Here is a 12,451-nt window from a genome sequence, read left to right on the forward strand (position 1 = left end):
AAAGCGGGCACGGCAGTACCCGGAATGACGCGCTTAGTGTAGCGTGGGCTTCTGTACTTCAGGTGCTGTCGGCGGTCGCGGCTGGGTGAAGGTGTCGTGACACAGCAGCGCGGCAACGCGCACATACTCAATCACCTCTTCGAGTGATTGCTCAAGCTCTTCCTGATCTTCATCTTCGTCGTAGCCCAGTTGAGCGATGGTGCGCAGGTCATCAATCGCTTCTCCGGTTTCGCCGGTGACCTTGTCCAGTTTCGGCTGAGTCACACCCAGTCCCAGCAGGAAATGGTTGACCCATCCCGCCAGCGCATCGGCACGGTCAAATACCGTGATGTCATCGTCGTCAGGCAACATCAGTTGAAACAGGAAACCCTCTTCATCCAGAGTGTTGGTCAGGCTTTCATGGAGCGCCTGCAACGGCTGCGACAGGCTTTGTGAAAAGGCCATGCCTTCGTTGGTGAGGTCGTGCACCAGCGTCTTCCAGCTGTTATCCTGGTTACCGCCGCACAGGATGCCGCAAATCAGGCCGTGCATTTCGGCGGGTGTCATTCCCACGCCCTGCTGGGAAAGCGCCGCTGCCAGCGCGTTGTAAGTGGGCGTTGCGTTCTGTAAAGACATAAGCTTTGGTCGTCGTTGGCAGAATAAGTTCGTGTTATGCTACCACCAGGTGCCTCAGGGTTTCCAGAAAAGGGGTTGTAACTTCTCACCCAGGTCTATATAGTTGCGCTCCTCCCAAGCCATTGACTGCTAAGGGAGATGCGGGCGAAGTAATCAGTCAGGAAGGTGGCATGTCTGCACAACCGGTAGATATTCAGATTTTTGGTCGTTCGTTGAGAGTGAATTGTCCGCCTGAACAGCAAGATGCGCTGAATGCGGCAGCTGAGGACCTCAATCAACGGTTGCAAGATTTAAAAGTTCGCACTAGAGTCACAAATACAGAGCAACTGGTGTTCATCGCCGCGTTAAACATCTGCCACGAATTGGCACAAGAGAAAGGTAAGACGCGCGACTACGCAGCCAATATGGAACAACGTATTCGTATGCTGCAACAGACCATTGAACAAGCATTAGTTGAGCAAGGTCGCATAACTGATCGCCAGGGCACAAAGTTTGAATAACACTTCATGGTTATCGTGATACAGTAACGGTGAAGTAAATTTTCTCTGAGATGTTTGCATGCGGGCCAGTCCCCTGAGCCGATATTTCATTACCACAGAATGTGGCGCTCCGTAACTTGTGAGCATGCTCGGTCCGTCCGAGAAGCCTGATAGTTGCGACGACACATTCACCTTGAACCAAGGGTTCAAGGGTTACAGCCTGCGGCGGCATCTCGGAGATCTCCTCTTAGTTCCACTTCTGTTATCCCCCGGTACGCATGATATAGTGGCTGGCAACAGCCGACTTTGCCGGGGATATCATGTCTGAACCCTCATTTCGTGACCGACAAGACATTCGTCAACATGTGCGTCATCTGCGCCGCAACCTCACGGCTGAACAGCAGGAACAAGCCGCCGATTTGCTGGCAGAGCATGCGATAAATTTTGCGCCCATCAGCAATGCCGAACGTATTGCGTTGTTCCTGTCCGTTGATGGGGAGTTGAATACTCGCCCACTCATCGCCAAGCTCTGGCAACAGAAAAAACAGGTTTTCCTGCCGGTGCTGCACCCTTTCGCCCCCGGAAATTTACTGTTCCTGCGCTACACACCCGACACGCCACTCAGCCCGAATAAATTAAGCATCCCGGAACCGCCGCTGGATATCACCCAAATGGTCACCCTTGATCAGCTGGACGTGGTGATGGTGCCATTAGTCGCGTTCGACCAAAGCGGGCAGCGATTGGGTATGGGAGGAGGTTTTTACGATCGCACGCTACAAAACTGGCAGCAGCATGGTTTTCTACCGGTGGGGATTGCGCATGACTGTCAGCATGTTGAAACGCTGCCAGTAGCGACCTGGGATGTGCCGTTGCCGGTGGTGATTACACCGTCGAAATTGTGGCAGTGGTGATTTGCGCGATAAATCGCGCCGCTACGATAATTCCGTATCAGTAGCGGCGCGATTCATCGCGCGATTAAGTGCGTTTTAAATCAGTACAGCAAGCGCGCGCGAATGGTGCCCGGAATTGCCTTCATCAGTTGCAGCGCTTTATCCGCCACATCCTGCTGTGCATCGATATCGATTACCACGTAGCCCATCAGCGGCGAGGTTTGCAGATACTGGGCGGCAATGTTGATGCCCTGCTCGGCAAAAATCTGGTTGATGGCGGTCAGTACACCCGGACGGTTTTCGTGAATGTGCAACAGGCGACTGGCGCTGGCGGCATGCATCGGCAACGACACTTCCGGGAAGTTAACGGCAGACAGGGTTGAACCGTTGTCAGAATACTTCGCCAACTTGCCAGAGACTTCCAGACCGATGTTTTCCTGCGCTTCCTGCGTCGAACCACCGATATGTGGCGTCAGAATCACGTTATCGAATTCACACAGCGGTGAATTGAACGGATCGCTGTTGGTCGCTGGTTCCACAGGGAACACGTCAATCGCCGCACCCGCCAGATGTTTGTTGGACAAGGCATCGCACAGCGCCGGAATATCAATCACCGTACCGCGTGCGGCGTTAATCAGCAGCGCACCTGGCTTCATCAGCGCCAGTTCGGCGGCACTGATCATATTCTGCGTTGATGGGGTTTCCGGTACGTGCAGGCTGACCACATCACTCATGTTGAGCAGGTCAGACAGGTGACGCACCTGTGTGGCGTTGCCCAGCGGCAGTTTGTTCTCGATATCGTAGAAAAACACATGCATGCCAAGGCTTTCCGCCAGCACACCGAGTTGCATACCGATATGGCCATAGCCGATGATACCCAGCTTCTTGCCACGAGCTTCATAGGAACCCGCTGCAATTTTATTCCAGATACCGCGGTGCGCTTTGGCGTTCGCTTCCGGGATGCCACGCAGCATCAGCAGCATTTCACCAATCACCAGTTCGGCAACCGAACGGGTGTTGGAGAACGGGGCATTAAATACCGGCACGCCACGTTTTGCTGCTGCATTCAGGTCAACCTGGTTGGTGCCGATACAGAAGCAGCCAACCGCAACCAGTTTTTCAGCCGCAGCGAAAATCTCTTCGGTCAGTTGGGTACGGGAACGGATACCAATGAAGTGTGCGTCACGAACGGAGGACTTCAGCGTCTCCGCATCCAGTGCACCTTTGTGGAATTCGATGTTGGTGTAACCTGCTGCGCGCAGGTTATCCAGCGCACTCTGATGGACACCTTCCACCAGCAGGAACTTAATCTTGTCTTTTTCCAGTGATAACTCTGCCATTTCCCGACCCTATTCAGAATTCAACGAGGGCTGCCATAAGCCAGCCTTCTGTCAAAATATCAAAAAATTCGTTTGCAGCAAGACAATCGATTGCCTCGACCTCAGCACGCGTCAGCGCTACGGCAGCACAATGCCGTACAAAATCGGGATATGCGTACAGAGCGAAGAATGAACCTGCTGTTGATGACTGTTTTGTGACATAAGTCACCGAATTTCAGCATACGAAGAAAAGATGTTTTGCGTATGGAAATAAGCGGCGCTGCAACAGCGCCGGACAGATCATTTGGTAATGGTTTTTACGCCATCGGCAGTGCCGATCAGCGCGACATCAGCGCCGCGTGCTGCAAAAAGCCCTACCGTCACCACACCAGGCAGCGCATTGATGGCTTTTTCCAGCGCGATCGGATCGAGGATGCGTAGATTATGCACGTCGAGAATAATGTTGCCGTTATCGGTCACCACGTTCTGACGATATTCTGGCAGGCCGCCCAATTTCACCAGTTCACGCGCCACATAGGAACGCGCCATCGGGATCACTTCAACCGGCAGCGGAAAGTGGCCCAATACATCCACTTCTTTCGAGGCATCGGCAATACAGATAAATTTCTCAGCCACGGCGGAGACAATTTTCTCACGCGTCAGCGCCGCGCCGCCGCCTTTAATCATCTGCATCTGCGGATTGATCTCATCAGCACCGTCGACGTACACCGAGAGCGAATCCACTTCATTGAGATCAAACACATGAATGCCGAGGGATTTCAGTTTCTGCGTTGAGGCTTCCGAGCTGGAAACTGCGCCCTCAATTTGATGCTTAATCGAACCTAACGCATCAATAAAATGGGCAGCGGTCGAACCGGTGCCAACGCCAACAATGGTGCCCGGCTGCACATATTGCAGTGCTGCCCAACCTACCGCTTTTTTCAGTTCATCCTGGGTCATGGTATGTTTAAAACCTGTGCGACAACGAGGTGCGCGTAGTATAAAACAAGGCGGCGTAAAAAAGCGCGGCTGTTAAAGGCTTTGTAACTCAGTGCACAAAAACCATCTTTTGATTTTTTGTGGCATAGTACCCTCCATCCTGAACGAGAGAGAACAACAATGAAACGCCCGGATTATCGAACGCTTCAGGCGCTGGATGCTGTGATTCGTGAACGCGGCTTTGAGCGCGCCGCGCAAAAACTTTGTATTACGCAGTCTGCGGTGTCGCAGCGTATTAAACAGCTGGAAAATTTATTCGGTCAGCCGCTGCTGGTGCGTACCGTACCGCCGCGCCCGACGGAACAGGGGCAGAAGCTGCTGGCGTTGTTGCATCAGGTGGAGCTGCTGGAAGAGGAGTGGCTGGGTGATGAAAACGGTGGCACCACGCCGCTGCTGTTGTCACTGGCGGTCAACGCCGACAGTCTGGCAACCTGGCTGCTGCCCGCATTGAAAGATGTGCTGGCCGATTCCCCGGTGCGCCTCAACATTCAGGTCGAAGACGAAACCCGGACTCAGGAGCGCTTACGTCGTGGTGAAGTGGTGGGTGCGGTGAGTATTCAGCCACAACCCTTACCGAGCTGTCTGGTTGATCAACTGGGGGCGCTGGATTATCTGTTTGTAGCGTCACCCGAGTTTGCCAATCGCTACTTCCCGAATGGCGTGACACGTTCGGCGCTGCTGAAAGCCCCGGCCATTGCCTTTGATCATCTCGATGATATGCATCAGGCGTTTCTGCAACAGAATTTCGATCTGTCGCCGGGTAGCGTACCCTGCCATATCGTTAACTCGTCGGAAGCCTTCGTCCAGCTAGCTCGTCAGGGGTCGACCTGCTGTATGATTCCGCATTTGCAGATTGAACGTGAACTGGCGAATGGTGAGTTGGTGGATTTGACGCCCGGCTTGTACCAGCGCCGGATGCTGTACTGGCATCGCTTTGCCCCGGAAAGCCGTCTGATGCGTCGCGTCACCGATGCATTAATTGCCCACGGCCACCGCGTATTGCGTCAGGATGATTTAGCGGCCTGACAGCAGCACGAATTCGTAGCGGCGTGATTTATCACGCACAGGATTGCGCGATTTATCGCGCCGCTACGGAAACATTACGGTGTATTCGGTTTGATATCGAATACCACATCCACCTGATCGTCAAAGTGAATGGTCTGCTGCTCGTAGGTTTGCTGCGCTGAGGTATCCGCCTCTGGTGCCGCCGCTTTGAACATGCGTGCCATCGGCATCGGCTGATAGTTGGCTACGTGATAGCGGATGCTATACACCGGACCGAGTTTCGCATTGAAACCTTCCGCCAGTGCTGATGCCTGCTGAGTTGCATTGGCGATAGCCGCTTTACGCGCCTGATCCTTATAGGTCTGCGGATTTGCCACGCCGAGATCAACAGCACGAATCTCGTTCAACCCGGTTTTCAACGCCCCATCCAGCAGTTCATTCAGCTTCTCCAGCTGACGCAGCGTCACCTGTACCTGGCGTACTGCGCGGTAGCCTTTCAGTACCGATTTCCCCTCTTTGGTGTAATCGTACTCAGGCTGGGTGCGGAGGTTAGCAGCATCGATATCTTTCTTCTCGATGCCATTTTTTTGCAGAAAATCAAAATATTGTGCAACACGGCTATCGGCCTGCTTTTTCGCATCCGCCGCGTCTTTCGATGAAACATTCACCACAATCGAGAGCGTAGCAATATCCGGACGTGCCTCGATACTTGCCTGCCCTGAAGTCACCACATGCGGCCCATTCGGCAGCTCGTCGGCCTGAACCATCGCAGGCAATGCGCCCGCGCTCATTACGGCGGCCAGCGCCAGTGCTTTGAGTTTCACGAAAGTCCTCCTTGAAGATTCAATTCTGAGGTCGCCACTATGGCGAAGCCTGCTACACATTACCATGCGTGATGGTCTGAGTTTTGATTCAACGAAAAGTTCGGGCACTCTGCTGTTTTATCGTCTCCGCGATCACAAAATAATCACCCTGTATTCGCTGAATTTGCCTACCAGTGTTTCTATTAAAGAGACACTCTGACCTCCGGGAGCGTTCCACGATGACAGAGCAACCGATAGCACAACCCCACGTTTGTGTCCGTGCCGGGCGCACACGCTTTCTGATGCTTGGCCTGGTGTTTATCAACATCATTATTAATTACATGGACCGAACCAACCTGTCGGTCGCCGCCACGACAATGGCCGGTGAATTGCGCTTCACGCCGCTGGAGATGGGGTTAATCTTCTCTGCCTTTGGCTGGATTTATGCCGCCTTACAGATCCCCGGCGGTTTCCTGATCGATCGTCTGGGCGCGCGGCTGGTGTATGGCGTCGGGCTGTTTGTCTGGTCGATGGTGACGGCGCTACACGCCTTTGCCGGTAGCTTTCTCGCGCTGTTTGGCCTGCGTCTGGGGGTCGGTGCCTTTGAAGCCCCGGTGATGCCCGCCAACAACCGGGTGATCTCCAGTTGGTTCCCGGAACAGGAGCGCGCCAGCGCCATTGGTATTTACTCTTCGGCGCAGTTTGTCGGTTTAGCCTGCATGACCCCGCTGCTGTTTCATGTGCAGGATGCGTTTGGCTGGCGCGGTTTGTTTCTGATTACCGGCGTCGCAGGCATGATTTGGGCGCTGGTGTGGTATGTCCTCTACCGCGAACCTGGCGATCACAAAGGGGTTTCCCAGGCGGAACTGAATTATCTGCGCAGCAATGGCGCGCTACTGGGTGACCGCCAGAGCGCTCAACCACCACGCGCGCGCTGGCAGGATCTGGCGCAGATGTTCCGCAGTCGCAAGCTGGTTGGCATCTACATTGGTCAGTTCACCATTTCGGCTACCTTCTGGTTCTTCCTCACCTGGTTCCCGACCTACCTGGTGGAATATCGTCATATGGCGTTTATTAAGAGCGGCTATGTAGCGTCACTGCCCTACTTCGCCGCCTTTTGCGGCGTGCTGCTGGCGGGCTTTGCCTCGGACCGCATGATACGTCGGGGCGTTTCGGCCAGTGTTGCTCGCAAACTACCGGTAATCCTCGGATTATCGCTGACCTTATTTATTCTCGGGGCCAATTACACGGACAACTCCGCGCTGATCATCCTGTTTATGTCTGTCGCCTTCTTTGGCAACGGCCTCGCGACCATTACCTGGGTGTTTGTTACCGCGCTGGCACCGCGCCATTTAATCGGGCTGGCCGGTGGCGTATTTAACTTCACCGGCGCGCTCTCCTCCATTGTGGTGCCGATCGCCATTGGCGCATTAATCGATGGCGACAATTTCGCGCCAGCGCTGGCGTTTATCGCCATGCTGGCCGCTATCGGCATCGCCAGTTACGTGTTTATCGTCGGGAAAATCGACCATGTTAGCGCGCAATGATCATGCGCTGCGCCAGCGCCTGCAACTGCGCCAGACGCTGCTGGAGATGTGCCTCATCCGCCTGCCAGATTTTGGCGAACGCCAGGGCCGCGCGATTGTTATTAATCGGCAGTGCCATACTGATTTCGCCATCGTCACGATGCCAGATGAGGGTGTCCTGCGTGCGTTTACGCGCCAGCAGCGGGGCAATCTGCGCCCATTGATCGTCGGTGAAACGTGGCCGCAAGGCTTCATCGCTCTCCGCCGCCAACAGCGATACGCCGATCACCGACTGCCAGGCGGGCAACATATGGTAGCCCGCCAGCGCCTGGCTGGTGCTGGTACGCTCGCCCGGTTCCGAGTGCCAGATATAGATCACCTGGTCCTCCCACAGCACGCCCAGCGCCACCACGATATCGCGTGGCGCATTGGCTTCCAGTTGTGGCAGCGCCTGGGCAAACAGCGACGATCCGCGAATCGCCTGTGCTGCCAGCGCATGTACCCCAGGTCCGGGCAGATAGCGGCGATGCTCATCCTGCATCGTCAGACCAATCGAGGCCATGGTCATCAGCAGGCGGTTCACCCGCGTGCTGTTCATCCCCATCTGGCGCGCCAGTTCGCGACAGCCAACGGCTTTATCACTGGAAACCAGATATTGCAGGCAGCGAATACCGTCAATCAGGCTTTGATTGGGTTGAGAAGACATACATCACCCTGTGGCGGTCAAAAATTTAATCTTAGCGTCAGAGTTACAGGAATGAAATGATGCAAATTTTCTCCTCTCAGGATACCCGCCAATTTCCCCTGCAACCTTTGCAAGCGGATGTGTTGGTGGCCGGTGGTGGTTTGGCCGGTGTCTGCGCCGCGCTGGCCGCAGCGCGTGATGGTGTGACGGTGGTGCTGATTCAGGATCGCCCGGTGCTGGGCGGCAATGCCTCCAGCGAAGTTCGTCTGTGGGCCAACGGTGCCACCTCGCACATGGGTAACAATAATCGCTGGGCGCGCGAAGGTGGCATCATGGGCGAGATCATGGAGGAGAACCTGTGGCGCAACAAAGAAGGCAACCCGGTGTTGTTTGATCTGGTGCTGCTGGATCTCGCCCAGGCACAGCGCGGCCTGACGCTGCTGCTGAACACCACAGTGACAGGGATAGAAAAATCAGGTCGCCAGTTACAGGCGGTGCATGCCTTTAACGCCATCAACCAGACGCGCTATCACGTTAGCTCCCGACAATTTATCGATGCCAGTGGGGACGGGGTATTGGGTTATCTGGCAGGTGCCGCACATCGGGTCGGTGCGGAATCGGTAGAAGAATTCGGTGAGAAAATGGCTCCCGGCGAGCATTTTGGCCACAAACTCGGTCACTCCATCTACTTCTACACCAAACGCAGCGCTGAGCCTGTGCGTTTTATCCCGCCAGGCTTTGCCCTGAAGGATATCCAGGCCATTCCACGCTATAAACGCCTGACCTCTGAACTGAACGGTTGCGACCTGTGGTGGCTGGAATGGGGAGGACGGCTCGACACGGTGCATGAGAGCGAAACCATCAAATGGGAGCTGTGGAAAATCGTCTGGGGCGTGTGGGATTACATCAAGAATTCCGGCGAGTTTCCCGATGCGGAAAACCTGACTATCGAATGGGTCGGCCTGATCCCCGGCAAACGTGAAAGCCGCCGCTTTCTCGGTGACACGCTGCTATGTCAGCAGGATATCGTGGAACAACGCGATCATTATGACGCCGTGGCCTATGGCGGTTGGTCGATTGACCTGCATCCCGCTGATGGCGTCTACAGCGAACATGATGGCTGCCGCCAGTTTCACAGCAAAGGCACCTACACCATCCCATTCCGCGCCTTGTACAGCCAGTCGCTGGATAACCTGCTGCTGACCGGCAGGTTGATCTCCGCCACCCATGTGGCGTTCGGTAGCGCACGCGTGATGTGTACCTGCGGCGTACTCGGTGAGGTGGTGGGACGTGCAGCGGCGATCTGCCAGCAGCAGCATCTCACCCCAGGCGAGCTGTCCACTCCTGAACGAATCGGACAGCTTCAGCAGCATCTGCTGCGCCAGGGCGCTTACATTCCGCGCCAGCGGCTGTTAAGCCCGTCCGGCGCAGTGAAGGTACACGTCAGCAGCACGCTTCAGCTTAGTTCCCTGCCTGCTGATGGTGGCTGGCAGCCACTGAAATCACGTTGCGCGCTGCTGCTGCCCTTGAAAGCCGGAGAACGTTTGCCCGCCCTGAAGGTGTCGATGCGGGCGGCTGCACAACAGTCGCTACAGGTGTCGCTGCTGACCAGTGAAAACCCGGCCAATACCTGTGGTGACCGTCATCTGGCCAGTCAGACGATCTGCGTCAACGAGCAAGGGGAATACCGGCTGGATTTTGCCTGGCGCGCCGACTGCGATCGTTACCTGATGATTGCCTTTGCCGAGAATCCGGCGATTGAGATCGCCCTGACCAGTCAGCGGCTGCCGGGCATCATGATGGTGTTTAACAGCCTGAATCCACGGGTGGCAAAACGCACCCGCCAGATCAATGATGGCGATTATGGTGTCGATGAATTTGATTTCTGGCTACCACGCCGCGCACCACACCAGGTTCTCATCGCCTTCTGCCTTGAGGCTCCGTTGCAACTGTGGCATCGCGACGCGCTACTGAACGGTAAGTTGCGCCCGGAAAGTCATACTAACTGTTGGGTTCCGGCATCAGACGACAGTGCACCGGTGGTGAGCTGGCAATGGTCACAGCCCCAGCAGGCCAGCCAACTCACCCTGTTGTTTGATAATGATTTTGACCATGCAATGGAGACGGTGCAGATGGGGCATGCGCAGGCCGTAACGCCGCATTGCACCACCCATTACCGCGTATGGCTGGATGAGATGTTGCTGGCTGAAGTGAACGATAACCATCATTCACTCTGCCATCATGCATTGCCGCGGGGCGTGAGTTTTCGGCAAATACGCCTTGAACTGCTTGCCACGGCGGGCGCTCTGCCCGCACTTTACGGTTTGCATCTGCATCACCAGTTGGCGATACCCTGACGCGCCAGCTGGAAAGCAATCACCCACATCACCGTGCCTACCAGCAAATTGATTATACGTTGCGCACGCACGGTGCGCAGTCGGGGCGATAACCATGCGGCCATCAACGCCAGACCAAAGAACCAGATGATTGAGGCGCTGACGCTGCCGAGGGCAAACCAACGGCGTGCCGCTTCAGACGGCAACTGACCACCGAGACTCCCCAACACCACAAAGGTATCGATATAAACATGGGGGTTGAGCCAGGTTACCGCCAATAGGGTGGCGATAATGCGCCAGCGTCCCTGCTTTATCATCTCTGCCGATGCCAGCGAGACATCCCCCTGCCAGGCATTGCGCAATGCACCCCAGCCATACCAGCTCAGAAAGGCCACGCCGGTCCAGGTGATAAGCATCAGCAGCACTGGCGACTGATTAAGCAAAGCACTGCCGCCAAAGATACCGCCACAAATCAAAGCAATGTCACTCAGGGTGCAGAGTGCCGCCGTCATCAAATGATAATGGCGTTTTATGCCCTGGTTCATTACGAAGGCGTTTTGCGGCCCTAACGGCAGAATGAGCGAAGCCCCAAGAGCAAGCCCTTGTAAATAAACAGATAACACGGGAATTTTTCCATCAACATGGGTGATGGCGTGAAGTATAAAGGCGTGAAATTATTAGAGGAAATGGAAAAAATTAATGGGTCATTAGAAAAAACGATTACGTAGCGGCGCGATCTATCGCGCAATTCCGTGCGCGGTGCCGGAAAAACCCGCGCGATAAATCGCGCCGCTACGTTTGGGGATTATTCGGTGCCTTCAGCCACCGCTGCCTCGTTTTTCACCGGATGGAAATGTACATCCATCTGCGGATAAGGGATGCCGATCCCATGCGCGTCCAGCGTGCGCTTGTAGTTCTTCAGCAGGTCCCAGTAGACGTTTTGCAGGTCGCTGCTCTTGCTCCAGCAACGCACCACGAAGTTGAGCGACGAGGCAGCCAGTTCGTTCAGACCAATCTGGATACCCATATCCTTTAGCACGCGCTCGTCCGCTTCGGTCACTTCTTTCAGTAAGCTGATAACCTGATCCACATCCGCATCATAGGCCACGCCAATAATAAATTCGTTACGACGAATCGGTTCACGAGAGTAGTTAACGATATTACCGGCAATGATTTTGCCGTTCGGCACCACCACGATTTTGCCATCGGCGCTTTTCAGGGTGGTGGAGAAGATCTGCACGTTCTGTACGGTACCCGTCACGCCACCGAGATCAACGAACTCGCCGGTACGGAACGGACGGAAGGTCACCAGCAGCACGCCAGCAGCGAGGTTGGAGAGCGACCCCTGCAATGCCAGACCCACGGCCAGACCTGCGGCACCCAGAACGGCGATCACTGAGGCGGTCTGCACCCCCACGCGTCCGAGCGCGGCGATAATGGTAAAGGCGATAATGCCGTAGCGCACCAGCGCTGACAGGAAATCCGCCACGGTAGCATCGATATGACGCGCCACCAGCACCCGATTGATGGCATTCGAAATGATGCGCGCCACAATCATCCCGATGATGATGATGGCAATCGCCGCCACAATATTCACGACATAGCTCAGGATCAGTTCCTGATTGCGTACCAGCCATCCACCCGCGTTGTTAATGCCGTCAACGACATTTAAATCTTCCATTTGTTAGCCCTGTTGTTGAGTTTCCCGCAGGAAAGAACAAAAACTGCCAGAATGAATCCGACACTCCCGCGTACAAGGGTAAACAATAATGGGGGCCAGCGCCAAAGATGGTC

At 55.2% G+C, this 12,451-nt stretch carries 12 protein-coding genes and 1 other RNA gene; 6 read left to right on the plus strand and 7 right to left on the minus strand.

Annotation, left to right across the window (positions count from 1 at the left end):
* Positions 1–33 precede the first annotated feature (33 nt).
* On the minus strand, positions 34–615 hold the full coding sequence (locus AC6I8R_RS16775) for a YecA/YgfB family protein (protein WP_013510337.1): 582 nt from the start codon (positions 613–615) through the stop codon (positions 34–36).
* A gap of 170 nt (positions 616–785) precedes the next feature.
* On the opposite strand from AC6I8R_RS16775, the gene zapA reads away from it, so the two are divergent.
* The 3 genes from zapA to AC6I8R_RS16790 all read left to right on the plus strand — a co-directional run bounded on the left by zapA (position 786) and on the right by AC6I8R_RS16790 (position 2,005).
* A complete protein-coding gene (gene zapA / locus AC6I8R_RS16780) occupies positions 786–1,115 on the plus strand; it encodes a cell division protein ZapA (protein ID WP_013510338.1) in 330 nt (109 codons plus the stop codon).
* Positions 1,116–1,154: 39 nt separating this feature from the next.
* A non-coding RNA gene (ssrS, locus tag AC6I8R_RS16785) (6S RNA) lies at positions 1,155–1,338 on the plus strand.
* A 76-nt stretch (positions 1,339–1,414) separates the two neighbouring features.
* Complete coding sequence (locus tag AC6I8R_RS16790) at positions 1,415–2,005, plus strand: 5-formyltetrahydrofolate cyclo-ligase (protein ID WP_021184630.1); 591 nt, start codon at positions 1,415–1,417, stop codon at positions 2,003–2,005.
* An 80-nt stretch (positions 2,006–2,085) separates the two neighbouring features.
* Here the strand turns inward: AC6I8R_RS16790 and serA are convergent, their stop codons facing one another.
* Both serA and rpiA read right to left on the minus strand, forming a co-directional pair.
* Entirely contained in the window at positions 2,086–3,324 is a 1,239-nt protein-coding gene (gene serA / locus AC6I8R_RS16795; RefSeq protein ID WP_208723675.1) for a phosphoglycerate dehydrogenase, read from the minus strand.
* Between the two features lie 279 nt (positions 3,325–3,603).
* Entirely contained in the window at positions 3,604–4,263 is a 660-nt protein-coding gene (rpiA, locus tag AC6I8R_RS16800; protein WP_021184632.1) for a ribose-5-phosphate isomerase RpiA, read from the minus strand.
* A 159-nt stretch (positions 4,264–4,422) separates the two neighbouring features.
* On the opposite strand from rpiA, the gene AC6I8R_RS16805 reads away from it, so the two are divergent.
* The gene (locus AC6I8R_RS16805) at positions 4,423–5,328 is read left to right on the plus strand and encodes a LysR family transcriptional regulator ArgP (RefSeq protein ID WP_013510342.1); all 906 of its coding nucleotides are present in this window, start codon (positions 4,423–4,425) and stop codon (positions 5,326–5,328) included.
* 74 nt (positions 5,329–5,402) lie between these two features.
* Here AC6I8R_RS16805 and AC6I8R_RS16810 read toward each other — a convergent pair whose 3' ends face one another.
* Complete coding sequence (locus tag AC6I8R_RS16810) at positions 5,403–6,131, minus strand: oxidative stress defense protein (RefSeq protein WP_415173384.1); 729 nt, start codon at positions 6,129–6,131, stop codon at positions 5,403–5,405.
* Positions 6,132–6,349: 218 nt separating this feature from the next.
* Between AC6I8R_RS16810 and AC6I8R_RS16815 the strand changes: the two genes are divergently transcribed.
* Positions 6,350–7,657, plus strand: a complete 1,308-nt coding sequence (locus tag AC6I8R_RS16815; protein WP_208723673.1) for an MFS transporter — start codon at positions 6,350–6,352, stop codon at positions 7,655–7,657.
* On the opposite strand, the gene AC6I8R_RS16820 is transcribed toward AC6I8R_RS16815, so the two are convergent.
* On the minus strand, positions 7,644–8,342 hold the full coding sequence (locus AC6I8R_RS16820; RefSeq protein WP_021184636.1) for an IclR family transcriptional regulator: 699 nt from the start codon (positions 8,340–8,342) through the stop codon (positions 7,644–7,646). The two genes, AC6I8R_RS16815 and AC6I8R_RS16820, sit on opposite strands and share 14 nt — an antisense overlap.
* A gap of 59 nt (positions 8,343–8,401) precedes the next feature.
* On the opposite strand from AC6I8R_RS16820, the gene AC6I8R_RS16825 reads away from it, so the two are divergent.
* Complete coding sequence (locus tag AC6I8R_RS16825) at positions 8,402–10,678, plus strand: FAD-dependent oxidoreductase (protein ID WP_497832769.1); 2,277 nt, start codon at positions 8,402–8,404, stop codon at positions 10,676–10,678.
* On the opposite strand, the gene argO is transcribed toward AC6I8R_RS16825, so the two are convergent.
* Positions 10,657–11,280 (minus strand): arginine exporter ArgO, encoded by a 624-nt coding sequence (argO, locus tag AC6I8R_RS16830; RefSeq protein ID WP_415173383.1) that lies wholly within the window; start codon positions 11,278–11,280, stop codon positions 10,657–10,659. The genes AC6I8R_RS16825 and argO overlap by 22 nt on opposite strands.
* A 182-nt stretch (positions 11,281–11,462) precedes the next feature.
* Positions 11,463–12,338 (minus strand): small-conductance mechanosensitive channel MscS, encoded by an 876-nt coding sequence (gene mscS, locus AC6I8R_RS16835; RefSeq protein ID WP_415173382.1) that lies wholly within the window; start codon positions 12,336–12,338, stop codon positions 11,463–11,465.
* Positions 12,339–12,451: the final 113 nt, after the last annotated feature.

It is taken from the genome of Pantoea sp. X-Soil-OKNW-713, assembly GCF_059730685.1.